Source organism: Stenotrophomonas tumulicola (assembly GCF_014117215.1).
GTDB classification, from domain to species: domain Bacteria; phylum Pseudomonadota; class Gammaproteobacteria; order Xanthomonadales; family Xanthomonadaceae; genus Stenotrophomonas; species Stenotrophomonas tumulicola.
Genome location: NZ_JACGXS010000011.1, coordinates 20894 through 45921 on the forward strand (window position 1 = coordinate 20894; position 25028 = coordinate 45921).

Below are 25028 nucleotides of genomic sequence, written 5' to 3' on the forward strand. Positions count from 1 at the left end.
GTCATTTGACAGGGGATTAAATTGCCGTTAACTGCTGTATTGCGCACCGCAACAAACGCCGTCCCGCCCCTGAGATGTCGCCGGTGCCGCCGCCCCCAACCGGAGCCATGTCCTGATGATCCGCAAGACCAGCAAGCTAGCCACCGCCGTCGCCGTCGTCCTGGGCGCCTCCAGTTTCGCCGCTGCCGCGCAGACCGCCAACACCCTCGATACGGTCATCGTCACCGGCACCCGCGTAGCCGACCGCACCGTCGCCGAATCGCAGTCCCCGATCGACATCATCACTCCGGAAATCCTGCAGTCCACCGGTACCTCCGAGCTGGCCACCGCGCTGTCGCGCGCGCTGCCGTCGCTGAACTTTCCGCGCCCTGCGCTGACCGACGGCACCAGTGGCATCCGCCCGGCGCAGCTGCGCGGCCTGTCGCCGGACCAGGTACTTGTGCTGGTGGACGGCAAACGCCGCCACACGTCGGCGATGATCAACGTCAACGGCAGCATCGGCCGCGGCTCATCGGCGGTGGACATCAATGCGATCCCGATCGCCGCCATCGAACGGGTGGAGGTGCTGCGCGACGGTGCATCGGCACAGTACGGTTCGGATGCCATCGCCGGCGTGGTCAACATCGTGCTCAAGGGCAGTGGCAGCGGTGGCAGCCTGGCGGTCGACCACGGCCAGTATTCGGCTGGCGACGGCAACAAGAACCAGATCTCAGGCGATGCCGGTTTTACCTTCGGCAATGGCCGCGGCCAGTTGCACGTGGCCGGCCAGTACAGCCAGCAGGATGAAAGCAACCGCGCCGGTCCCTACCAGGGCACCACCCCGGATACCAGCAACTTCCCCGGCATCGGTGAGACCACCTTCGTGGTCGGCGACCCGCAGGTCGATGCCAGCGCCGCATCGGCAAATGCCAGCTTCGCCTTCAGCGACAACGTCACCGGCTATGCCAACGCACTGCTGAGCAACCGCGACATCACCTCGTTCGCGTTCTACCGCTCGCCCAACCACCTCGGCGAGACCGCGTTGCTGGCCCAGACCTACCCGGACGGCTACGTGCCGCAGATCAACCAGTATTCCAGGGACCGCTCCGTCGTGGCCGGGGTCAAGGGCAACACCGAAAGCGGGTGGACCTGGGACCTGAGCGCCAACCATGGCGAGAACACCCTGGATTTCCATACCCGCAACAGCATCAACTACAGCCTCGGCGCAACCAGCCCGAGCGACTTCTACGACGGCACGCTGAAGTACACCCAGGACATCTTCAATGCCGATTTCACCAAGTCGCTGGACTGGGGCCTGGCCTATCCGGTCACCCTGTCCTTTGGCGGCGAGTACCGCCGCGAGAAGTGGGAACAGAACGCAGGCGAGCTGGACTCCTATACCGGAAGCGGCGCCCAGGGCTTCGCTGGCTTCACTCCGACCAACCAGGTGAACACCGACCGCCACAACTACGCGGTGTATGCCGGGCTGGAAGCCGACCTGAGCGACAAGTTCTCCGCCGGCGTCACCGGCCGCTACGAAGACTACTCGGACTTCGGCGACAAGTTCTCCGGCAAGTTGTCGGCGCGCTATGCCTTCACCGACAAGGTCGCGCTGCGCGCCACCGCTTCCAGCGGTTTCCGCGCGCCGTCGCTGGCGCAGCAGAGCTACCAGGCCGTGACCAGCACGATCATCAACGGCGAATTCGTCGAACGCGGCACCTTCCCGGCGGCAAGCGATGCCGCGCAGGCACTGGGCTCGGCCCCCCTGAAGGCGGAGACCTCCACCTCCTACAGCCTGGGCCTGGTGCTGCAGCCGGTGGACCGCCTGTACCTGACCGTGGATGCGTACCAGATCGAGATCGACGACCGCATCGTGCTGTCATCCAACATCACCACCACCGACAACGCCGCCGTGGCCGACCTGCTGGCCGGGCTTGGCCTGCCGCAGGTGACCGCGTTCTCGTACTTCACCAATGACCTGGACACCCGCACCCGCGGCGTCGATGCCGTAGCCAGCTACACCGTGCCGTTCACCGCCAGCAGCCTGGAGTTGACTGCGGCATACAGCTACAACGATACCGAGGTGAAGAAGTTCGACGGTTCGCCGGCGGTATTCCAGGCCCTGGGCATCACCCAGTCGCTGATCGGGCGCGATGAAATCGGCCGCATCGAGGACAGCTTCCCGCGCGACAAGTCCATCGTCAGTGGCACCTGGCGTTCTGATCACTGGGAGCTGGGCCTGGCAGCGACGCGCTATGGCAGCTTCACGGTGCGCAATTCGGCCACCGCCACCCGCGACCAGACCTACGATGCGAAGTGGGTGCTGGATGCCTCGGCCAGCTACAAGCCCAGCGAGAACTGGACCCTGACGCTGGGCGCGGACAACCTGCTGGACGAGTACCCGGACCGCACCGTGGACCTGCAGAACTCCACCTGGGGCATGCTGCCGTACAGCAATTACTCTCCGTTCGGCTTCAATGGCGCCTACGTCTACGGCCGCGTCCGCTACACCTGGTAAAAAATCCGCCGGGCACGGCCCGCGGCTGCCAACGCAGCCGACCGCAAACGCCGGGCCCTGCCCGGCGTTTGCCGTATGCCGCGCCATCGGTGAAAATCAAGTCATCCCACGTACCGCCTGCGAGACCCGATGCACCATGACACCGACCTGATCAACATCGTCGCCGTTGGCCTCGGGCTCGCCTTCATCTTCGGCGCGCTGGCCAACAAGCTGCGTTTGTCCCCCCTGGTCGGTTATCTGGTTGCTGGGATCTGCGTCGGCCCGTTCACGCCGGGCTTCGTTGCCGACCAGGCACTGGCCAACCAGTTGGCCGAACTGGGCGTGATGTTGCTGATGTTCGGCGTCGGCCTGCACTTTTCGCTGAAAGACCTGATGTCGGTCAAGGCGATCGCCATCCCCGGTGCCATCGGCCAGATCCTGGTGGCAACCCTGCTTGGCTGGGGCGTGGCGACCCTGATGGGCTGGGAACCCATCCATGGCATCGTGTTCGGTTTCTCATTGGCCACGGCCAGTACCGTGGTGCTGCTGCGTGCGATGGAAGAACGCCGCCTGCTGGAAACCATGCGCGGCAAGATCGCCGTGGGCTGGCTGATCGTCGAAGACCTGGCCTGCGTGCTGGCGCTGGTGATGATGCCGGTGCTGGCCGGCGTATTCGGTGCCGACGCCGGCAAGGAAACCCATACGCTCGGCAGCATCCTGGCCGACATTGGCTGGACCCTGGTGCAACTGGGCCTGTTCGTGGCGGTGATGCTGGTCGTCGGCCGGCGGGTGATTCCGTGGATCCTGGAGCGCATTGCCGGTACCGGTTCGCGCGAACTGTTCACCCTGGCCGTGCTGGCCATCGCACTGGGCGTGGCCTTCGGTTCGGCCATGCTGTTCGGCGTGTCCTTCGCGCTGGGTGCGTTCTTCGCCGGCATGCTGCTCAACGAATCGGAACTCAGCCAGAAGGCAGCGCACGATTCACTGCCGCTGCGCGATGCCTTCGCGGTGCTGTTCTTCGTATCCGTCGGCATGCTGTTCAACCCGATGATCATCATCGAACACCCCTGGCAGGTGCTGGCCACGGTCCTGATCATCATGTTCGGCAAGTCCGCCGCGGCATTCTTCATCGTGCGCGCCTTCGGCCACCCCACCAGCACCGCATTGACCATCTCGGCCAGCCTGGCCCAGATCGGCGAGTTCGCTTTCATCATCGCGGGACTGGGCGTGGCGCTGCAGATCCTGCCCGAGGAAGGCCAGTCACTGGTACTTGCCGGCGCACTGGTGTCGATCATGCTCAATCCCGTGGTGTTCGGCCTGCTGGACCGCTGGCAGGCCCGGCAGCTTGCCAGGACGCCACTGCCGCCAGAACCCGAGGAAGCCATCGGTCCCTCGCGCGACCTGCAGGACCATGCCATCGTGATCGGCTATGGACGCGTGGGCAGTGAACTGGCCCATGTGCTGCGCGACCGCGGCGTACCGGTACTGGTGATCGACGACAACAAGGAACACGTCGAAAGCGCGCATGCGGCCGGGATCGCCGCCATCCGCGGCAGCGCGGCGGCCGACCGGGTACTGGCCGAGGCACACCCGGAACGGGCGAAGATCGCCGTGCTGGCCATTCCGCAGCCACTGGAATCGGGCGAGGCCCTGGCCAAGCTGCGCGCCATCAATCCACACCTGACCCTGCTGGCGCGTGCGCACAGCGATGTCGAAGTGAAGCATCTGCTGGAACACGGCGCCGACGGCACCGTGATGGCCGAGCGCGAGCTGGCTTACTCGCTGGCCGAAATGATCCTCGCCACTCCGCCCTACCGCTCCCTTCGCCAGCAGCACAGCATCCCGGTGGTGTGACTGCCATGGGCCACCGCGGGGTTGGTGGCCACGCTGCAGAAGGTCCCCGACCGGCCCGCACCGGCCGGGGACTGGGTTGCCACGCCCTTGGAGAGGCAAGCCCACGTTACGCCACCCGGCGCCCTGCGGTGATGGCATCGCGCCATGAGCAGATCATGCTGCGGTATCAGGATGCCGTGACCTGCCGCCAGTGTGCAGTAATCGATCATTCCCTGGCATCTGTCGCTTCCGGCGCTTCAATGCCGGTCGCCGATGCATCGATAGTGCTGGCTCCTCCCCTCGGAAGGCCCCGATGCCCAGCGCATCCATCGAGCACAGCCGTGGCGTCGCAGGATGCTTCGAGCGTCGTAACGGCAGCCTTGGCTCCCGATCCTCGCGGCATGCCCGCGAACAGGATGCCCCCCGCCTGCTGCGGATCCGCAATGCCAGCGGGCTGTTCACCGCATGCGTCCTGCTGGCCAGCGCGTTGCCGGCGGGGTCGGCTTCGCGCCGGGAGCAACCACCAGTTGCACCGGGCCCTCATCGCGACGCACTGATACCCGCTACCGGCGCAAGCGCAGGCCCCCATTCGGCCCGCGGCGCCCCCTTGCTGCCGCAGGCACTGCCTTCCATCAGCAATGGCGTCATTGCGCTATGCGTGGCACAGCCACGGCACTGCGCCGCAGCGGTGACCGCTGGCATGCTGGTGCTGGGCGTGACCGGACTTGCCGCTGCAACCTGGCCGGCATCGCGCATGACCGGCGCCGTCTCGCCTGTCAGCCCCGTTCAACGCCTGGACCGGTTGGAGGAGGAAATCGAGCGGATCGAACTGCATGGACCCGACAATGCGGGCACGGCATTGCTGCAGATTGCCCGCGACTGCGGCGGCGAGCCGCAGTGCCGGGCAGAGCGCATCAATGCCCTGCTGGAGACGCTGCCGCAGGCAACCATCGCCCACCTGCAGGAGCTGGTGGCACCCATCGGGGAAGCATCGGCATCGGCACAGGCAGCCATGGCGCCGTGGCCCGGCGGCGCCGACGCCACGCCCCTGCTTGGCGACAGCCCGTTGCTGGCACTGGCCGAGGCACTGGCGATGATCTACACGCCCGAAGCAGCAGCGTTCCAGGATGACATGGAAACCATCGTCGCCAGCACGTCCAGCGACACGGCGGCAGGCGCCTCTCCCGGACAGCGCTGGATCGAGGCCAACAGCCGTCGACAACAGGTCATCGCGGGCCTGCTGCAACGCGATGCGGGGCACGTGGAATGGCTGCCGTACGCTGCCAGGGGGCTGGGGCCCTTGGGCATGGAGGATCCGTCCCCCGCATTCAACCTGCGCATACGCATGCCGCCGGCGCCCGGCACGGCGCCTGCACGCCGGTTGCTGCTGGTCGCCCACGGAGACATGATCGGCCTGTCGCGTGGATCGCACGGCGCGTACGACAATGCCTCCGGCGTGGCAACGCTGCTGCATGTGGCCCGCCAACTGGCCGCCGAGGCGCCCCTTGCCGGCACGCAGGTGGACCTGCTGGTCACCTCGAACGAGGAACTGGGCCTGCTGGGAGCCAACGCCTACATCACACAGTGCCGCGAATGCGACGATTGCCCGACCATGGTCATCAATATCGACCTGGTGGGACGCGGCGGCCACAGCTATGTGTTGTCCGGCTCGGAAGCATTGGCCGCATCACCGTACCTGGGACGGGCGCCGATGTTCCTGCAGGCCCCAACGACCAGTGACACGGAACGCAGGGAAGCGCTGGCGTTCGAACGGCACTTCGCCGCGAACGGCTTCACCCGTGCCGTACCGGGCACGGCGCTCCTGATGACCTCGGACAACGTCGCCTTCCAGAATGCGTCCATCCCCTGCATCGGCATTGCGCAGGTGAGCGCCGTGGATGCCGAAGCCTGGGTCCGGCTGGACACCGCACGGATGGATTGGCTGGCGTGCGATGTACAGGTCGACTGGAGCAGGCATGAGGCCCTGCGCAACGGCCAGCTGCAACTGCCTGCGGACGAGGTGGCCGAGCTGGAGCGGCGCTATCACGCTGCGGACCAGGCATGGCAGCGCCTCCAGGCACTGCGCGCGGACCACCCATTGGCACCACCGGTGCTGGTCCATGGGGCGAACGATCGCCTGCATCGAGTGAGTGCGCCGATGGGGGTCGCCTTTGCCGACGCGCTGCTGGACGTCGTCCGGCACCGTCGCCGCGATACCCCGACCCGGCCGCCTGCGGCGACCGATACCTCGCATGCGTGAAGCCGATTCCCAACGCAGCCCCTCCCCTTGAGCAACAGCCCCACATGCCCATCGATCCAACATCCGCACGCCTCGCCCAAGGCAACCATCAACGCATGCATGCAGGCAGGGCGGCACCCACGCGCCTTGCCACGCGCCAGCAGCGCTTCGGCCGGCCCACACCGGCCCTGAATCCACATGGCGTCGCCAATCTGGCCGCCCTCCTGCTGCTGGCCAGCAGCGCCCTGCCACGCAGCACCGCGGTGCCGTTGCCTGCGGACCGCGGACCAGCGGATTTCCCTGCGCACGGCGGATGGCCCCCGGGCGCGGGGGCCGCTGATGTGTCCATTGCCATGCACGATATTCCCGCTGCGGCGCCGTCGGCTTCTGCCGACAGTCCACTGCTGCATCCCGTCGTGCCATCCAGCGTGGCCAACTTCATCACCGATGCGACAACCGCCACCTGTGTGCGCAGGCCGCGCCACTGCGGTGCTGCACTTGCAACCGGGACGCTGCTGCTCGGAAGCGCCGGCATCGGCGCGCTGCTGGTCCACCTGCTCGGCCACCCGGATGCAACCGAACCTGCCCCGTCACGATTCCAGCTGGACCCTTCGGCCCTTCCGCCGCTGCCACGCTTCGACGCCGGTGAAATGGACATCACGCGATCGCCTTGCCAATCGCTGGGCGCCCATGTCAATGCACGCTGGGAGGAAAGCGCGCAGCTGACGCCAGGGCGCACGCGCGAAGGAACCTTCGACAAGCTGCGCGACCGTTCCTTGCTGGTCCGGCTGCAACTGGCCGGACAGATCGCTGCACATCCCCATCCCGATGCAGCGGAGAAGATCATCGCCGACCTGTGGACGGGCGGCATGGACACGGCCCACATCGAAGCGCGGGGCATCGCGCCGCTGCTGCCGCAACTGCAGGCAATTGAACAACTGACCGACCGCCAGACGCTGTTCCAGCACCTGTTCCAGATCGCCGCACAGGGACGTAACCCGCTGTTCGCGCTGACCGTGCTGCCCGACCTGCGGCACCCTTCCCGGTCCATGGCCTATCTGGCCCAGGGCGGTCTCGGGCTGCCCGACAGTGGATGGTACGCCGAGCCGGGACGGGCTCCGCTGGTGCAGGCCTACCAGGCCCATATCGCGCGCACGCTGCAGCTGTCAGGCATGCCCGCCGACGAGGCCGTGGCCGCCGCCAGCAACGTGCTGGGGCTGGAACGAAAACTGGCCGCCGCGTCGAAAGCCTTCGCCGAGCTGACTGCCGATGTGTCCATCTACTACCACCCGGTCAGCCTCGAACAGGCGCGGATCGAGAGCAATGGCATCGACTGGCATCAGTTCTTCCAGGCGCAGGGAATCGAAGCGCCGGACAGCATTTCGCTCGGCATGCAGGAATTCTTCGCCGAAGCCGGCAGGCTGCTGGGCAGTGCCCCCCTGGACCACTGGAAGGCCTATCTGCGGTTCCACGCGCTGGACGCGGCAGCGCCCTATATGAGTGAAGCATTCGTCGCGGCACATCGCGCCTTCCATGATGTCGCGCTGAAGGGGCGTGAGGGCGAGATTCCACGCTGGGCACGGGTGCTGGACATCATCGAGCGCAGCGCCGGCAGCGCCTTCAGCAAAGCCTACGTGGACGCAACGCTTTCACCGCATTCCGCGCAACGCATGCAGGCGCTCACCAGCGCGCTGCACGACGCCCTGGTTCGACGGCTGCAGGCTGTACCGTGGATGGACGACGCCACGCGCCACCAGGCCGCGGAGAAAGCACGACGGATGCGCCTGGAGCATGGCCAACCGAAACGCTGGCAGGCGTGGCCCGAAGGGCTGACGCACGGCCAGGATTTCCTGCACGACGTACAGGCGGCCCAGGCCTTCACGCATCGGCACAACATCAACGGCATCGGGCAGGCATTGGATACCGATGCGTGGAAGATGACCCCGCAGACCGTGGATGCCTATTACGACGCGACGCAGAACCGCATCGTGCTGCCGGCCGCCCTGCTGCAGCCCCCCTTCTTCGACCCGGACGCCGACGATGCCCTGAACTTCGGCGGCATCGCCGTCATCATCGCCCATGAAATGGCCCACGGATTCGACTCGCTGGGCAGCCAGTTCGCTGCCGACGGCAGCCTGCGCGACGGATGGAGCGAGGACGACCATCGTCGTTTCAACAGCCTGGCCGCGCGCGTGGAAGCCCAGTTCGGGCAGTATCAGGTGGATGGCCGGCCGGTGGATGGCGCGCTGACCCTGGATGAAAACCTCGCCGACCTGGGTGCGCTGGCGATCGCCTTCGATGCGATGCAGGCCGCGACGGCCGGCATCCCCGATCCGATGGTCGACGGCATGACCCGCGCGCAGCGCTTCTTCGCCAACTTCGCGTTTTCATGGCGGACACTTGCCACGCCACAACGCATCGCGCTGGACATGGTCACCGACAACCACGCGCCTGGAACAGTACGTGCCGACGGCGCCCCGTCGAACATGCCGGCATTCGCGCAGGCATTCAACTGCACGCCGGGCGATCCGATGGCGCGGCGCGATGCAGACCGGGTGACGTTCCTCTGAAAGCCGCCGGGCATGGCCCGGCGCCCCAGGCACGGGAAACGGTCACCCCTTGGCGAACACCAGCTGGCCGCCGGCCGCGTCCACGGCAATGGTATCGCCACCAACGAATTCGCCGCCCAGTATCTTCTGCGCCAGCGGGTTCTCCAACTGCGCCTGGATGGCACGCTTCAGCGGACGGGCACCGTAGATCGGATCAAAGCCAACGTTGCCCAGCAACTCGAACGCCGCATCACCTACCTGCAGCTTCAGCCCACGCTCCGCCAACCGGGATTCCAGCCCATGCATCTGGATCCGCGCGATCTGCTTGATCTGCGCCTTGTCCAGTGGATGGAACACCACGATGTCGTCGAGCCGGTTGATGAACTCCGGGCGGAAATGCGCCTGCACCACGCCCATCACCGCCGCCTTCATCTGCGTATAGGCCTCCGGGCTGTCGTCACTGCCCATGTCCTGGATCTGGTGCGAGCCCAGGTTGGAGGTCATCACGATGACGGTGTTGCGGAAATCCACGGTCCGCCCTTGCCCGTCCGTCAAGCGGCCATCGTCCAGTACCTGCAGCAGGATGTTGAAGACATCCGGGTGCGCCTTTTCCACCTCGTCCAGCAGGATCAGCGAGTACGGCCGCCGACGCACGGCCTCGGTCAGGTAGCCGCCTTCTTCATAGCCGACATACCCCGGGGGTGCACCGATCAGGCGCGCAACGCTGTGCTTCTCCATGAACTCGCTCATGTCGATGCGGATCATCGCGTCGCTGCTGTCGAACAGGAACTCGGCCAGCGATTTGCACAGCTCGGTCTTGCCCACGCCGGTCGGCCCCAGGAACAGGAACGAACCACCCGGGCGGTTCGGGTCGGACAGGCCGGCACGCGAGCGACGCACCGCATCAGACACCACCTTGATCGCCTCTTCCTGGCCCACCACGCGCTGGTGCAGCATCTCTTCCATGCGCAGCAGCTTATCGCGCTCGCCTTCCAGCATGCGGTTGACCGGGATACCGGTCCAGCGCGAAACCACTTCGGCGATCTCTTCGGCGGTAACCCGGTCCTGCACCAGCCTGAACTCGGTGTTCTCCGCTTCCTGCGCGTCGGCCAGCTGCTTTTCCAGCTGCGGCAGCTGCCCGTACTGGATCTCGCTCATGCGGCCGAAGTCCTGCCGCCGCTGTGCTGCTTCCAGCTCCAGCCGGGCCTGTTCGATCTGCTCCTTGATCCGGGTGGCGCCCTGCAGCGCCGCCTTCTCCGATTTCCAGATTTCGTCGAGATCGGAGAACTCACGCTCCAGCCCTTCGATATCCGATTCCAGGTCGGCCAGGCGCTGCCGGGACGCATCGTCCTTTTCCTTCTTCAGCATCTCGCGCTGGATCTTCAGCTGGATCAACCGGCGTTCCAGGCGGTCCAGTTCTTCCGGCTTGGAATCGATCTCCATGCGGATGCGCGAGGCGGCCTCGTCCATCAGGTCGATGGCCTTGTCCGGCAACTGACGGTCGGCGATGTAACGGTGCGACAGGGTAGCGGCGGCAACGATCGCCGGGTCGGTGATCTCCACGCCATGGTGCACGGCGTACTTCTCCTTCAACCCGCGCAGGATCGCGATGGTGTCTTCCACGCTCGGCTCGCCGACCAGCACCTTCTGGAAACGGCGCTCAAGCGCAGCGTCCTTCTCGATGTACCTGCGATACTCATCCAGGGTGGTGGCACCCACGCAATGCAGCTCGCCACGGGCCAGCGCCGGCTTGAGCATGTTGCCCGCGTCCATCGCGCCATCGGCCTTGCCCGCGCCGACCATCGTGTGCAGTTCGTCGATGAACAGGATCACCTGCCCGGCGCTCTTGGCCAGGTCATTGAGCACGCCCTTCAGGCGTTCTTCGAACTCGCCACGGAATTTCGCGCCGGCAATCAACGCACCCATGTCCAGCGACAGCACCCGCTTGCCGCGCAGTCCTTCAGGCACCTCGTCGTTGATGATGCGCTGGGCCAGGCCTTCGACGATGGCCGTCTTGCCCACGCCGGGTTCACCGATCAGCACCGGGTTGTTCTTGGTGCGCCGCTGCAGCACCTGGATGGTGCGGCGGATCTCCTCATCGCGACCGATCACCGGGTCCAGCTTGCCGCCCTCGGCACGCGCGGTCAGGTCGATGGTGTACTTCTCCAGCGCCTGGCGCTGCTCTTCCGCGTTCTCCGATTGCACCTTGTCGCCACCGCGCAGGGTGTCGATGGCCGCCTGCAGGCGTGCCTTGTCGGCGCCAGCTGCGCGCAGCGCCATGCCCAGGCTGCCACCATCCTCCAGCGCCGCCAGCACGAACCATTCACTGGCGATGAAGGCATCGCCGTTCTGCTGGGCAAGCTTGTCGGTGTGGTTCAGCAGCCGGCCCAGGTCATTGCCGATGGACAGGTTGCCCGCCTGCCCGGAGACCTTCGGCAGCGCAGCCAGCGCCTCGTCCAGGCGCTCGCGCAGCACGGTCGTGTTGACTCCGGCCTGGGCCAGCAACGGCCGGGTGCTGCCACCGGCCTGGTCGAGCAGCGCACTGAACACGTGCACCGGTTCGACGATTGAATTGTCGCGGCCCACGGCCAGCGACTGCGCGTCCGCCAGCGCCTGCTGGAAACGCGAGGTGAGCTTGTCCATCCGCATGTCAGTTCCTCGATCAGGAGAAGCCGGCCGCGCCGGCACTACCAGACAGATGCGGCTGCCCTGCCTGGTTTCAAGGCCCGGTGAGATGATGGTTCAGCCGGCGCCAACGCCGCGTGCAGGCATGCTCACCGGATTCTGTCGCCACCCGGCCGATACTGGGATGCACCCACCCGGCAGGACCGACATGCATTACGAGCTCTACTACTGGACCGGCATCCAGGGACGCGGCGAGTTCGTCAGGCTGGCACTGGAAGACGCCGGCGCCGACTATACCGACATGGCCCGCGTCCACGGCGACGCCATCATGACGCCGCTGCTCGCCGGCAAGACCGATGGCCACCGCCCCTTCGCACCGCCGGTCCTGAAGGCTGGCCGCCAACTGGTCGCACAGGTGGCCGCCATCCTCGATTTCCTCGGCCCCACCCTCGACCTGGTACCGCACGCGGCATCCCGGCGCGTGCAGGCCCTGCAGCTGCAGCTGACCATCGCCGACCTGGTCGCCGAAGTGCACGACACCCATCATCCGATCGCGGCATCGAAGTACTACGACGAGCAGAAGACCGAGGCCCGGGCCCGTGCCGAAGCGATGCGCGGGGAGCGGCTGCCGAAGTTCCTGGGTTACTTCGAGGAGGTGCTGAGAGCCAATGGCGGACGCCACCCGCTGCGCGAACACTCCTACGTGGACCTGTCGCTGTTCCAGTTGCTCAGCGGGCTGGACTACATGTTTCCGCGCCGCATGCAGGCATTGTGGCCGTCGTTGCCGCTGCTGCAGGCGTTGAAGGACCGGGTGGAGAAGCGGCCAGGCATTGCGGCCTACCTCGCCTCGGGGCGACGGCTGGCGTTCAACACCAACGGCATCTTCCGCCACTACCCGGAGCTGGACGGCGACCGCTAGCGCCGGGCCATGCCCGGCGCTGGCGGAGCGGCATCAAGCCGCGCCGTCGCCCAGCGGCTTCACCGGCTGCTTCTGCAGCGACAGCAGGCCAAGCACGATGGCCAGCGCGACGTAGGCACCGGCGAACTGCCAGCTGATGATTCGCGCCAGCCCTTCCAGGTCCCACGGCAGGTAGATCCCGCCCCGTGGATCCACCGAATGGATCAGCCCGAACAGAGTCAGTCCGGCCGCCACCAGCAGGAAACCGCAGGCACGACGCAGGCGCCCATCCACCATCGCCGCCACCGTGGCAATCCACAGCATCGACGTGATGATGAAACCATTGCCCAGCGCAAAGATCACCGCCAGTTCCGGCAGGCCATGGCCATCCACCGTGGCCAGCATCGCACCCATCTGCTCCGGGGCGATCCAGCCCGGCGCCTTGATCGCCAGCAGGTAGGCAGCCGATGGCAGGAAGCCCAGCACCATCGCACCGGCATGCTGCTTCGGGGTGGCCTGGAATGCCTGCGTGGTGATGTCGATGCCTACGTAGACGATGATCGGCGCCAGTACCGCCAGCGGCAGCCACTGCACCAGCCCGGAGACGATGCCCAGCATGCCGCCGATGCCGATGAACAGGCCGGTCAGCAGCGTGTAGCCATTGCGCGCGCCCATGTGCTTGTAGGCCGGCTGCCCGATGTAGGGAGTGGTCTGCGCGACACCGCCACAGACACCGGCCACCAGCGTGGCGACGGCCTCCACCAGCAGGATGTCGCGCGTGCGGTAATCGTCGCCGGCGGCGCGCGCGCTTTCAGACACGTTGATGCCGCCGACCACCATCAGCAGGCCGAACGGCAGCAGCAGCGGCAGGTAGGACATCGCCGTAGGCAGGCCCTCGAGGAAACCCAGCGTCGGCAGCGGCAGCACGATCTGCGGCGCCGTCCATGCCGGCACCTGGAAGCCCGGTGCACCCAGTCCGGCCATGCCGAGCCCGTAGTACAGCAGCGTGCCGAACACGAACGCCAGCAGCACGGCCGGGCCACGGACGGGCAGCTTGCCCTTGGCGATCAGCACGTAGAGCAGCAGCCCCAGGGTGACGAAGCCCACCAGCGGCGAACGCAGCGTTTCCAGCAACGGCAGCAAGCCCATCAACACCAGTGCGATGCCCGCGATGGAGCCCAGCAGGGCCGCACGTGGCAGTGCGCGGGTCACCGCCTCACCGAAGAACGACAGCACCAGCTTGAGCAGGCCCATGATGACCAGCGACGCCATGCCCAGCTGCCAGGTGGCAATCGCTGCAGCCTGCGGATCCATGCCCTGTGCCTTGAATGCGACGAACGCCGGGCCCAGCACCAGCAGGGCCATGCCGATGCTGGTCGGGGCATCCAGGCCGAGCGGCATGGCGGTGACGTCATCGCGGCCGGTCCGCGCGGCCAGCCGCCGCGCCATCACGGTATAGAGCAGGTTGCCGACCAGCACGCCGAAGGCAGTACCCGGGAACATGTGGGTGAACACCACCTCGGGCGGGAACTGGAACATCCCCACCAGCGCCATGGCGATGAAGCCGAGGATGGAAAGATTGTCGACGACCAGGCCGAAGAAGCCGTTGAGATCGCCGGCGACGAACCAGCGCGGGCGCGCCGGGGAGGCAGGATGCGAGGCAGGCATGGGGGCCATGGCAGATGTGGGGGGAGGTGCCGATGGTAGGCCTTGGCGAGCACGGAAAACAGGGGCGGCGGTTTGCAACCGCACCGCGATCCATGTTTCCCTGAAATACGTCGTCCGTTTCCCCTGCCTGGAGCGATGCACTCACTACAGCCGATCGATTACTGGGTTATTGCCGGTTATTTCGTCCTTACTGCCGTCATCGGGGTGGCCGCCACCCGCCGCAACGCCGACGCCGATGACCTGTTCCTTGCCGGGCGCTCGCTCGGCCCGCTGGCGGTGGGCTTCTCGCTGTTCGCCTCGAACGTATCCTCCGACACCCTGATCGGGTTGCCGGGCGCGGCCTACAGTGGCGGCATTTCGGCCGCCAACTACGAATGGATGGCCGGGATCGTGCTGATGTTCACCGCGGTGTTCGTACTGCCGGTGCTGATGCGCGCACGCGTCTCCACGTTGCCGGAACTGATGGAACGGCGCTTCGACACGCGCATGCGCAAGTACCTGTCGGTGGTCACGCTGTTCCTGTCCATCGTGCTGGACACGGCCGGCACCCTGTACGCCGGCGCGCTGGTGGTTTCGGTGTTCGTGCCCGGCACCGAGCTGTGGAGCACCTGCCTGGTCGTGGCCGCCTTCACTGCGGCCTACACCGCCTGCGGTGGCCTGCGCGCGGTGGTCTATACCGATGTGATGCAGACCGTGGTGCTGCTGGCCGGTGCCGCGCTGCTGGCCACCCTGGTGTTCGCCCAGTTCGATTACAGCTGGACCAACGTCACCGAACGGGTGGATGCGCACAAGCTGTCGCTGATCCGGCCGCTGGACGATCCCGGGGTCCCGTGGCTCGGGTTGCTGACCGGCCTGCCCATCGTGGGCTTCTACTACTGGACGATGAACCAGTACATCGTGCAGCGCGTGCTGGCGGCGCGTGACATCCAGACCGCCAGCCGCGCATCGGTGATCGCCGCGGCGCTGAAGCTGCTGCCGATCTTCCTGATGACCATTCCGGGCGCACTGGCCAGCGTGCTGCTGCCCGGCCTTGAACATGCCGACCAGGTATTCCCGGCCATGGTCACGACCTACGCACCGGCCGGCATCGCCGGGCTGATCCTGGCCGGGCTGATCGCCGCCCTGATGTCCACGGTGTCGGCCACGCTCAACTCTTCGGCCACGCTGATCACGCTGGATTTCGTGCAGCCCCGTTATCCCCGCCTGACCTCATCGCAGCTGGCCTCGGTCGGCCGCTGGGTGACCGTGGCCGTGGCCATCGTCGCCGCCTTGTGGGCACCGATGATCCAGCATTTCGCCGGGCTGTGGAGCTACCTGCAACAGGTGTTCGCCTTCGTCGCCTCGCCCCTGGTGGCGGTGTTCCTGATGGGCCTGTGGCTGCGCCGGCTGGGCGCAGGCGCAGCGCTGCGCGGGCTGGTCTGTGGCCATGTCCTGAGCGCGCTGCTGTTCGTGCTGCGCGAGAGCGGCCTGCTCACGCTGCACTTCACCATCATCGGCGGCGTGCTGTGTGCCGCCACTGCCGCGATGACCCTGGGCTGGATGTATTGCCTCGGCACGCGCGACCGGCCAGGCGCCGGCGCCGAGGCCGTGCTGGCCAGCGCACGCCCGGGGCTGGCCCACATCCCACGGGACGTGGCCATCGGCGGTGGCGCGGTGCTGGCGCTGACCGCGGTGATCCTGGTGGCATTGCGTTGAGCGGGGCTGCTCAACGTTTCAGGAAATTGGAAGTCAACAGGTCCTTGACCTCGCCCATCCGGCCGCCCAGCACCGCCTTGGCCGCATACAGCGCGGTACCCGCCACCTGCCGGGCCTCCACCTGGGGCGGCATCACCAGTTCGGTCCGGCTGGTGTGCACGTCCAGCAAGGCTGGCCCCGGCGCCGCGAGGAACGCGCGCACGGCGCCTTCCAGGTCCTCGCTGCGGGTGACGGTACGGCCCTGGAATCCGATCACTTCGGCCAGGCGGCCGAAATCCGGGTTCTTCAGGCCGGTGTAGTTGTCCAGCAACCCTTCGACCTTCTGTTCCAGCTCGACGAAGTTCAGCGAACCATTGTTGAACACCACCACTTTGATCGGCAGGTCTTCCTGCACCGCAGTCAACAGGTCGCCCAGCAGCATCGCCAGCCCGCCGTCGCCGGACAGCGAGATCACCTGCCGTCCCGGGAATGCCTTCTGCAGGCCCAATGCCTGTGGCATCGCATTGGCCATGGTTCCGTGCAGCAGGCTGGTCAACGTGCGGCGGCGCCCGTTGACACGGATATGCCGCAGCACCCAGACCATCGGCGATCCGCCGTCGGCGGTGAACAGCGCATCATCGGCCGCATGCCGGTCCAGCAGCGCGGTCAGGTACTGCGGATGGATCACCGCCCCGGTGCCCGGCTGCTCTTCCTGCGCACGCGTGGCCAGGGCCTTGTCGCGCCGCTCGATGCATTCGTCCAGGAAGCTGCGTTCCAGCCGCGGCTGCAGCATGGGAAGCAGCGCATCAAGCGTCGGGCCGATGTCGCCGACCACGCCAAGGCCTACCGGGTGGCGACGGCCGAGGTGGCTGCCATCGCGGTCGACCTGGATGATGGTGGCCTTGTCCGGGTAATACTGCCCCCAGGCGAAATCGGCGCCCAGCAGCAGCAACGTGTCGCACTCCATCACGGTGTGGAAGCCGGATTCGATGCCGAAGATGCCGGTCATCCCCATGTTGTACGGGTTGTCCGGTTCAACGAAATCCTTCGCCCGGGAGGTATGTGCCACCGGTGCCTGCAGGCGTTCCGCCAACTGCAGCAGCTGCGCATGCGCGCCCTGGCAGCCGGCGCCGGCATAGATGCCGATCCGCTTGCCCTGCCCCAGCAGTTCGGCGACGTGCAGCAGTTCCTCGTCTGCCGGGCGCAGCACCGGCTGCGTGTAGTGCACCGAGAACGGCACGTCATGTTTCACCTCGGCTTCGCTGATGTCGGCTGGCAGGATCACCACCGCCACGCCGCGCCGGCTGATGGCGGCCTGGCAGGCCATCGCCACCACGCGCCGCGCCTGCTGGGCGCTGTGCACCTGTTCGCAGAACACGCTGCAGGAGGAATAGACGGACTTGAAATCCACCTCCTGTGGAAACTCCATGCCCAGCTCGCTGGTCACCACCTGGCTGGCGATCAGTACCATCGGCGCGCGGTTGCGGTTGCTTTCAAAAACGCCATTGATGAAATGCAGGCCGCCCGGCCCGCAGGAACCCGCGCATGCGGTGAGTTCACCACTGACCAGGGAGTCGGCCCCGGCTGCCAGCGCGGCAGCCTCTTCATGGCGGACGTGGACCCATTCCACGTCGCTGCGGTGGATGGCATCGGTGACGTGGTTCAGCGTGTCGCCGACGATGCCGTAGCAGCGCCGCACGCCCGCCTGCTGCAGGGTATCGATGACGATCTCGGCAACGCGCTTGCTCATGGCCTGGCTTCCAGCAATGGGGGAAACCCCAGCCTAGCCAGGTACAGGTGACATTCCCGTGCGCGCCGGATTCCTCAGAACGACACCTCGACCGCCTGCCGTGACCACAGCACCGACTGGTGCCTGGTTGCCTGCTTCCATGCGAGGCGGATCGCTTCGATGTCGGCACGGCGCTTGGGGGAGTCTTCATGCAGCACGACCAGTACCTTGGTGCGCAACCTGTTCGGCTCGGCGTCGCCACGGAACAACCACTGGCCATAGGCATCGAACACGGTCAAGCCGTCAGGAAAACGCGGCGTGACCTCCTTGTCCAGGAAGGCACGCCATTGTGCATCGCTGATCGTATCGGCCTGTTCCCTGTCACCGGCACCCTGTTCTTCGCCGACACCGAAGTACAGCTCGCTGCGCACCCAGCCGCTTGCAGCGGCCGGCCGCGCTGCGTCACCCTGCATCGTCGCGGTGGCGTCCGCCGACGCTGGCGCGTTGGAAGACAACGTGGCACAGCCGCTGGTGGCCAGCAGCACGGCGAAGACAAGCCCATAACGCTTCATATCGATGGATCTCCAGAAACCAGGTGTAGTGCCGGGCCACGCCCGGCAAGGACAGCGCAGCAGCGTACACAGCTCCGCCTGTTGCATCCGCAACCAACGTCATGCCGCCGCGGCATGAGCTGATGCATTCCACGCCGGGGCTTGCGCTATACCCGGCAATCACGCCAAGATAATATATCGCTCCATCCGGATGGATGTAAATGAAACCATCCGAATCCCCCTTCCCATGCTGTTGCTGTCGGAGTTCCCATGCCCCCCCGCCTGCCTGCGTCGCCGCTCGGCCTCGCCATCGCACTCGCCCTGTCCCCGGCCGTGGCCCTGGCCCAGGACACCACCAACCTGGATACGGTGATCGTCACCGGCACCCGCGCGGTGGATCGAACGGTGCTTGAATCCACTTCGCCGGTGGATGTGCTGACAGCCGAGGACATCCGCAAGGCCGGCGTGATCAATGGCGAGCTGGGCAGTGCGCTGCAGGCGCTGCTGCCCTCCTTCAACTTCCCGCGGCAGTCCAATTCGGGCGGCGCCGACCACGTCCGCGCCGCGCAGCTGCGTGGCCTCTCCCCGGACCAGGTGCTGGTACTGGTCAACGGCAAGCGCCGCCACCACAGCGCACTGGTCAACACCGACAGCAAGATCGGCAAGGGCACCACGCCGGTGGACTTCAACGCCATCCCGGTCAGCGCGATCAAGCGCATCGAGGTCCTGCGCGACGGCGCCGGCGCGTTGTATGGTTCGGATGCCGTGGCCGGGGTGATCAATGTCATCCTGGACAACACCCCGGAAGGAGGTGCCATCGAGGCCAGCTTTGGTGCGCACCACACCGACCTCAAGCCGATCGGCCGCACCCTCACCGATGGCCAGACCGGCAACTTCAGCGCCAACGTCGGCACGGCGCTCGGCGAGGACGGCGGCTTCCTGCGCGTCGGCGTGGAATACAAGAACCGCGAAGCCACCAACCGCGCCGGCTTCGACCAGATTCCACCGTGGGACCAGACCGATGCCAACCTGGCGCTGCAGGGCCAGCGCAACTACGTGCTGGGCGACGGTACCAGCAAGGACCTCAACGGCTGGCTGAACACCGAGATCCCGTTCGGCGATACCGGCACGTTCTATGCCTTCGGTACCTACAACCAGCGCGACACCGAAGGCGCGAACTACTTCCGCTATCCGGATGGCGAAGCAAACTGGAAGGAGATCTATCCCGACGGGTACCGTCCGGTTTCCGAAGGCGAAAACCGCGATGTGCAGGCCGTTGCCGGCGCGCGTGGCCAGTGGGGCGAATGGAACTATGATGCCAGCCTGGACTTCGGCCAGAACGACTTCACCTACCGCATGCGCAATACGCTCAATGCGTCGCTGGGTCCCACCAGCCCGACCCGTTTCAAGACCGCTGATTACCAGTACGCGCAAAGCGTGGCCAACCTCGACCTGGGACGCGTGTTCCAGCAGGGCGGGAGCACCACCCACAGCCTGGGGTTGGGCGCCGAAGCACGCCACGAGCGCTACGAGACCCGTCCGGGCGACCCAGCCAGCTATGCCGCTGGCCCGTATACCGACCGTCCCACCGGTTCCCAGGCCGGCGGCGGCCTGACCCCGCAGGATGCGGCCAACCTGTCGCGTGACGTCACCAGCGTCTACGCCAGCGTGTCCAGCCAGGTGGGCGAGCATTTTTCCAGCGACATCGCGGCCCGCTACGAGCACCACGACGACTTCGGCGGCGAACTGACCGGCAAGCTGGGCCTGCGCTACGAATTCACCCCGGCCTTCGCGCTGCGTGCCGCGGTGTCCAACAACTACCGCGCACCGTCGCTGGCGCAGATCGGCTATGAGTCGACCTCCACCGGCTACAACGCGGCCGGCCAGCTGGTGCAGGGGCGGTTGCTCTCCGTCAACAACCCGATCGCACGTGGATTGGGGGCAACGGACCTGAAGCCGGAAAAATCGCTCAATACCAGCCTGGGCTTCACCAGCCGCATCGGAGACAACTTCGACGTCTCGCTCGACCTGTTCCAGATCGAGATCGACGACCGCATCGCATTGTCGGAAAGCATCACCGGCGATGCACTGACCGACTTCGTGCAGCAGCAGTTCGGCGTGGCCGGACTGGAAAGCGCCAACTTTTTCGTCAATGCCGCCGACACCCGTACCCGCGGTGCGGAGCTGGTGGCCAACTGGCGCCACGCGCTGGGCGATGGGCAGTTGCTGCTCACCGGTACCTGGGCCTATACGAAGACCGAACTGAAGAGCGTGCTGCGTACGCCCGCCGCGCTGCAGGCGCTGGATCCGGCCTACGTGCTGTTCGGCGTGGAAGAGAGCAACACACTCACCGACGCCACGCCACGCACGCGGGCGCAGTTCTCCGCCTCGTGGAGCAACGACCGCTGGTCGCTGACCAGCCGCGTGAGCCGCCACGGCAGTGCGACGCGCGTGTTCAATTTCGGCGATGGCTTCGAGCCAACCCAGACCTACCAGGCCGAATGGCAGCTGGACGCGGAAGCGGAGTACCGCATCACCCCGCAGTGGAGCGTCGCGCTGGGCGGGCAGAACCTCACCGACAACTATCCGGACCTCTCCAACGAGGACATCTACTATTACGGCAACCTGCCCTACGACGTGCTGTCGCCGATCGGCAGCAACGGCGCCTACTGGTATGGCCGGGTGCGCTATACGTTCTGAGTGGGTGCCTGGCCAGCCGCCCTGGCCGGTGTCGACCGCCGGCCTTCGCCGACCACGGTACGCTGCCCACTTCGGACGGGGTGACGCCATGCTCACGCGTGCGCTGGCATCGTGCCGGACATGGCCAACGACCTCCCTCTTCGTCCGCCACCGCCGTTGCTGGATGATGCCTGTGCACTGTTCCTGGACGTCGATGGCACCCTGATCGAGTTCGCCGAGCGCCCCGACGCGGTGACCCTGTTGCCAGAGGTCCGCGAGGCGATCGGCCGCATCAGTGACCGCCTGGAAGGTGCGGTTGCATTGGTCAGCGGGAGGCCGTTGGCGCAGCTTGATGCGCTGTTCGCGCCATTGGACCTGCCCGCGGCCGGCCTGCACGGACACCAGGTGCGCAATGCCGACGGCACGGTCCACGACAGCAGCGAAGACGAAAGCACCACCGAGTGGCTGCATGCCCTGCACCAGCAGGCCATGCGGTTCGCCCATGGCCACCCCGGGGTGCTGATCGAAGACAAGGGCCCCAGCATGGCCCTGCACTGGCGCGCCGCGCCACATTCGGCCAATGAGGTGCGCGCGTTTGCCGAACGGCACGTCCGCGGCAATGCGCACTATCGCCTGCAACCTGGCGATCACGTGGTCGAGTTCGTACCGGTCGGCAGCGACAAAGGCCGTGCAGTGCGACGCATGACGCAGTACCTGCCTTTCCGTGGGCGGCTGCCGGTGTTCGTCGGCGACGACCTCACCGACGAACACGGCTTCGACGCCGCCAACAGGCTGCACGGCTGGAGCGTGCTGGTGGGCGAGCGCGACCCCAGCGAAGCCGTGTTCCAACTGAAGGACATACGCAGCGTGCACGCATGGTTGCGTGAGAATGCGTGGTAGGCCGACCCCACGGCCGCAGACGAGATGTTCCGCCCATGATCCATCCTGACCTGAACCTCGGCGTGGTCGGCAACGGCAGTTTCGGCGCGCTGATCGATCGCCAGGCCCGCGTGGTCTGGAGCTGCCTGCCCACCTTCGACGGCGACCCGACCTTCTGCGCCCTGCTCGGGCCGAACCAGCAGGAAGGTGGGGATTTCTCCATCGAACTGGAAGACTTCAGCAGCAGCGAACAGGAATACCTGAGCAACACCGCGATCCTCCGCACCGTGCTGCGCGACAGCCACGGCGGCGCATTGGAGATCATCGATTTCGCACCGCGCTGGCGCCAGAACGACCGCTTCTACCGGCCAGTCAGCCTGATCCGCCAGGTCCGCCCCATCGCCGGCAGCCCGCGCATCCGTGTGCTGGCGCGTCCATTGGCCGACTGGGGCCAGCGCGTGCCCGATTCCACCTGGGGCAGCAACCACGTGCGCTGGGTCCTGCCCGACCACGTGCTGCGATTGACCACCGATGTACCCGTGCGCTTCGTCCGCGACGGCCTTCCTTTCGTACTGAACCACACCGTGCACCTGGTACTGGGCGTGGATGAATCGCTCAATCGTTCGCTCAACGGCTACGTGCAGGAAGCCATGCAACGGACGCGTGCCTATTGGCGGGAATGGGTGCGCTATCTCTCCATTCCCCTGGAATGGCAGGACGCGGTCATCCGTAGCGCGATCACCCTCAAGCTGTGCCAGTACGAGGACAGCGGCGCGATCATCGCAGCGATGACCACGTCCATTCCCGAGGCGCCGGGCAGCAGCCGGAACTGGGATTACCGCTATTGCTGGCTGCGCGATGCCGCCTTCGTGGTACGCGCGCTGAACCGGCTGGGCGCCACCCGTTCAATGGAGCAGTTCCTCGGCTATATCTTCAACCTGGCCACCGCGGACGGCACGCTGCAACCGCTGTACGGCATCGGCTTCGAGGCCTCGCTGGACGAGCACGAAGTGCCCTCGCTGTCCGGCTATCGCGGCATGGGGCCGGTGCGCCGTGGCAACCTGGCCTGGGTACAGCGCCAGCATGATGTGTATGGCAGCGTGGTGCTGGCGTCCACCCAGCTGTTCTTCGACCGCCGGCTGCAGGATCCCGGCGACGAACATGCGTTCGCGCGGCTGGAGTTGCTGGGCGAACAGGCCTTCGCGCTGCATGACGTACCCGATGCGGGGCTATGGGAATTCCGCGGCCGCACCGAAGTGCACACCTATACCAGCGCGATGTGCTGGGCCGCCTGCGACCGCCTGTGCAAGATCGCCGTGCGGCTCAAGCTGGACGACCGCGCCGACTACTGGCGTGCACGTGCCGACAGCATCCACCAGCGCATCATGCGCGAGGCCTGGAACGAGGAACTGGGGCACTTCACCGATGCGTTCGGTGGCCATCGGCTGGATGCCTCGTTGCTGTTGCTGGCCGACATCGGCTTCGTCGACGCGATGGATGCGCGCTTCATCGCCACGGTGGAGGCGATCGGCCGCGACCTGAAACACGGCGATGCACTGTACCGCTACGTGGCGCCGGATGATTTCGGCGAACCGGAGACCAGCTTCACCATCTGCACGTTCTGGTACATCGACGCGCTGGCGGCCATTGGCCGCATGGACGAGGCACGCGCGATGTTCGAGATGCTGTTGTCGCGCCGCAACCACCTTGGCCTGCTGTCCGAAGACCTTGCCTTCGACAACGGCGAAGCCTGGGGCAACTTCCCGCAGACGTACTCGCACGTCGGCCTGATCACTGCGGCGATGCGCCTGTCGCGGTCCTGGCAGGAGGCCTCGTGAGCCGGCTGGTGGTGGTCTCCAACCGGGTGGCCATTCCTGGCGACACACGTCCCGGCGGCCTGGCCGTCGGCCTGCTGGCAGCACTGAAGGAGCGCGGCGGGCTGTGGTTCGGCTGGAGCGGGAAAGCCACCCGCGATGCCAGCGGCACGCTGCACGAACAGGTCGAGGGCGATATCCGTTACGTCACCATGGACCTCGACAAGCATGACGTGGATGGCTACTACAACGGCTTCGCCAACCGCACCCTGTGGCCGCTGCTGCATTTCCGCCTGGACCTGGTGGACTATGACCGCGGCACCCGCGAGACCTACCACCGCGTCAACGAACTGTTCGCCAGCAAGCTTGCTCCGTTGCTGCGCGAGGACGACATCGTCTGGATCCATGACTACCACCTGATTCCACTGGCGGCGATGCTGCGCGAGCGGGGTATCGGCTGCCGCATCGGCTTCTTCCTGCACGTGCCGATGCCCTCGGCCGACCTGCTGCAGGCAATGCCGGACCACCTGCGGCTGTTCTCCTCGCTGTATGCCTGCGACCTGGTCGGCTTCCAGACCCAGCGTGATGCGGACCGCTTCCAGACCTACCTGCGCCTGTTCGGCGGCGGCCGGGTGCTGGGTGATGGACAGCTGGAAGCACCCGATGGACGACGGTTCCGTGCCGCTGCGTTCCCGATCGGCATCGACACCGAGCGCATCGCGCAACAGGCCAAGGCCGCCGTCGGCAAAACCGCGGTCAAGGACCTGCGCGGCAGCCTGCGCGACCGGCAGCTGGCGATCGGGGTGGACCGGCTGGACTATTCCAAGGGCCTGCCCGAACGCTTCCTGGGCTTCGAGCGTTACCTCGAACGCCACCCTGACCAGCATGGCAGCCTGACCTACCTGCAGATCGCGCCGGTTTCGCGCGGCGACGTCACCGAATACCGGCAACTGCGCAGCCAGCTGGAACAGATCGCCGGGCATATCAACGGTGGCCACGCCGGACCTGACTGGACGCCCCTTCGTTACGTCAACCAGAACTTCACCCATGCCACGCTGACCGGCTTCTACCGCTCCGCCGCCGTTGGCCTGGTAACCCCGTTGCGCGATGGCATGAACCTGGTCGCCAAGGAATACGTCGCCTCGCAGGATCCGGACAACCCCGGCGTGCTGGTGCTGTCACTGCTGGCCGGCGCGGCCGATGAACTGAAGCAGGCGCTGCTGGTCAATCCGCATGACCTGGATGGCGTTGCCGACGCAATCGCCACGGCCGCGACGATGCCGCTGAAGCGTCGCCAGGAACGCTGGAACGCGATGATGGAGCATCTGCGCCGGCATGACATCAATCACTGGCGGCAGAGCTTCCTGCAGGAACTGGAGGCCTGACGGCACCGCCATGCGGGGCGCCCCGGGTC

Annotated in this window: 14 protein-coding genes; 10 read left to right on the plus strand and 4 right to left on the minus strand. The window is 66.4% G+C overall.

What is annotated here, in order from left to right; genetic code table 11:
- Positions 1-115: 115 nt before the first annotated feature.
- From H4O11_RS16325 to H4O11_RS16340, 4 genes are all read left to right on the plus strand, one after another.
- Positions 116-2497 carry a TonB-dependent receptor plug domain-containing protein gene (locus H4O11_RS16325; protein ID WP_182340804.1) on the plus strand — a complete coding sequence of 794 codons (2382 nt, stop codon included), beginning with the start codon at positions 116-118 and terminating at the stop codon, positions 2495-2497.
- 129 nt (positions 2498-2626) lie between these two features.
- A complete protein-coding gene (gene ybaL, locus H4O11_RS16330) occupies positions 2627-4330 on the plus strand; it encodes a YbaL family putative K(+) efflux transporter (protein ID WP_182340806.1) in 1704 nt (567 codons plus the stop codon).
- Between the two features lie 292 nt (positions 4331-4622).
- A complete protein-coding gene (locus tag H4O11_RS16335; protein ID WP_182340810.1) occupies positions 4623-6569 on the plus strand; it encodes a M28 family peptidase in 1947 nt (648 codons plus the stop codon).
- 332 nt (positions 6570-6901) lie between these two features.
- Positions 6902-9118, plus strand: coding sequence for a M13 family metallopeptidase (locus H4O11_RS16340; protein ID WP_182340813.1), 2217 nt, complete (start codon positions 6902-6904; stop codon positions 9116-9118).
- 42 nt (positions 9119-9160) lie between these two features.
- On the opposite strand, the gene clpB is transcribed toward H4O11_RS16340, so the two are convergent.
- On the minus strand, positions 9161-11746 hold the full coding sequence (gene clpB, locus H4O11_RS16345) for an ATP-dependent chaperone ClpB (protein ID WP_182340817.1): 2586 nt from the start codon (positions 11744-11746) through the stop codon (positions 9161-9163).
- A gap of 184 nt (positions 11747-11930) precedes the next feature.
- Here clpB and H4O11_RS16350 point away from each other — a divergent pair, with 184 nt between their 5' ends.
- On the plus strand, positions 11931-12641 hold the full coding sequence (locus tag H4O11_RS16350) for a glutathione S-transferase (RefSeq protein WP_182340820.1): 711 nt from the start codon (positions 11931-11933) through the stop codon (positions 12639-12641).
- A 33-nt stretch (positions 12642-12674) separates the two neighbouring features.
- Here the strand turns inward: H4O11_RS16350 and H4O11_RS16355 are convergent, their stop codons facing one another.
- The gene (locus tag H4O11_RS16355) at positions 12675-14288 is read right to left on the minus strand and encodes a SulP family inorganic anion transporter (protein ID WP_182340823.1); all 1614 of its coding nucleotides are present in this window, start codon (positions 14286-14288) and stop codon (positions 12675-12677) included.
- 135 nt (positions 14289-14423) lie between these two features.
- Between H4O11_RS16355 and H4O11_RS16360 the strand changes: the two genes are divergently transcribed.
- Positions 14424-15983 (plus strand): sodium:solute symporter family transporter, encoded by a 1560-nt coding sequence (locus tag H4O11_RS16360; protein WP_182340827.1) that lies wholly within the window; start codon positions 14424-14426, stop codon positions 15981-15983.
- 10 nt (positions 15984-15993) lie between these two features.
- Here the strand turns inward: H4O11_RS16360 and H4O11_RS16365 are convergent, their stop codons facing one another.
- On the minus strand, positions 15994-17712 hold the full coding sequence (locus H4O11_RS16365; RefSeq protein WP_182340830.1) for a thiamine pyrophosphate-dependent enzyme: 1719 nt from the start codon (positions 17710-17712) through the stop codon (positions 15994-15996).
- 74 nt (positions 17713-17786) lie between these two features.
- Positions 17787-18263, minus strand: a complete 477-nt coding sequence (locus H4O11_RS16370) for a DUF3574 domain-containing protein (RefSeq protein WP_182340833.1) — start codon at positions 18261-18263, stop codon at positions 17787-17789.
- A gap of 249 nt (positions 18264-18512) precedes the next feature.
- Between H4O11_RS16370 and H4O11_RS16375 the strand changes: the two genes are divergently transcribed.
- From H4O11_RS16375 to otsA, 4 genes are all read left to right on the plus strand, one after another.
- On the plus strand, positions 18513-20942 hold the full coding sequence (locus H4O11_RS16375; RefSeq protein WP_182340836.1) for a TonB-dependent receptor plug domain-containing protein: 2430 nt from the start codon (positions 18513-18515) through the stop codon (positions 20940-20942).
- Positions 20943-21062: 120 nt separating this feature from the next.
- On the plus strand, positions 21063-21821 hold the full coding sequence (gene otsB, locus H4O11_RS16380; RefSeq protein ID WP_182340838.1) for a trehalose-phosphatase: 759 nt from the start codon (positions 21063-21065) through the stop codon (positions 21819-21821).
- A gap of 35 nt (positions 21822-21856) precedes the next feature.
- Positions 21857-23638: a glycoside hydrolase family 15 protein gene (locus tag H4O11_RS16385; RefSeq protein WP_182340841.1), complete on the plus strand. Its 1782-nt coding sequence runs from the start codon at positions 21857-21859 to the stop codon at positions 23636-23638.
- A complete protein-coding gene (otsA, locus tag H4O11_RS16390; RefSeq protein ID WP_182340844.1) occupies positions 23635-24999 on the plus strand; it encodes an alpha,alpha-trehalose-phosphate synthase (UDP-forming) in 1365 nt (454 codons plus the stop codon). Before H4O11_RS16385 ends, otsA begins: the two co-directional genes overlap by 4 nt.
- Positions 25000-25028: the final 29 nt, after the last annotated feature.

Coding starts and splice junctions, on each gene's coding strand:
- H4O11_RS16340 (WP_182340813.1), top strand. CDS start 6,902: ATGCACGATATTCCCGCTGCGGCGCCGTCGGCTTCTGCCGACAGTCCA.
- H4O11_RS16355 (WP_182340823.1), bottom strand. CDS start 14,288: ATGCCTGCCTCGCATCCTGCCTCCCCGGCGCGCCCGCGCTGGTTCGTC.
- H4O11_RS16385 (WP_182340841.1), top strand. CDS start 21,857: ATGATCCATCCTGACCTGAACCTCGGCGTGGTCGGCAACGGCAGTTTC.
- H4O11_RS16365 (WP_182340830.1), bottom strand. CDS start 17,712: ATGAGCAAGCGCGTTGCCGAGATCGTCATCGATACCCTGCAGCAGGCG.
- H4O11_RS16370 (WP_182340833.1), bottom strand. CDS start 18,263: ATGAAGCGTTATGGGCTTGTCTTCGCCGTGCTGCTGGCCACCAGCGGC.
- clpB (WP_182340817.1), bottom strand. CDS start 11,746: ATGCGGATGGACAAGCTCACCTCGCGTTTCCAGCAGGCGCTGGCGGAC.
- H4O11_RS16350 (WP_182340820.1), top strand. CDS start 11,931: ATGCATTACGAGCTCTACTACTGGACCGGCATCCAGGGACGCGGCGAG.
- otsB (WP_182340838.1), top strand. CDS start 21,063: ATGGCCAACGACCTCCCTCTTCGTCCGCCACCGCCGTTGCTGGATGAT.
- H4O11_RS16335 (WP_182340810.1), top strand. CDS start 4,623: ATGCCCAGCGCATCCATCGAGCACAGCCGTGGCGTCGCAGGATGCTTC.
- H4O11_RS16360 (WP_182340827.1), top strand. CDS start 14,424: ATGCACTCACTACAGCCGATCGATTACTGGGTTATTGCCGGTTATTTC.
- ybaL (WP_182340806.1), top strand. CDS start 2,627: ATGCACCATGACACCGACCTGATCAACATCGTCGCCGTTGGCCTCGGG.
- H4O11_RS16325 (WP_182340804.1), top strand. CDS start 116: ATGATCCGCAAGACCAGCAAGCTAGCCACCGCCGTCGCCGTCGTCCTG.
- H4O11_RS16375 (WP_182340836.1), top strand. CDS start 18,513: ATGCCCCCCCGCCTGCCTGCGTCGCCGCTCGGCCTCGCCATCGCACTC.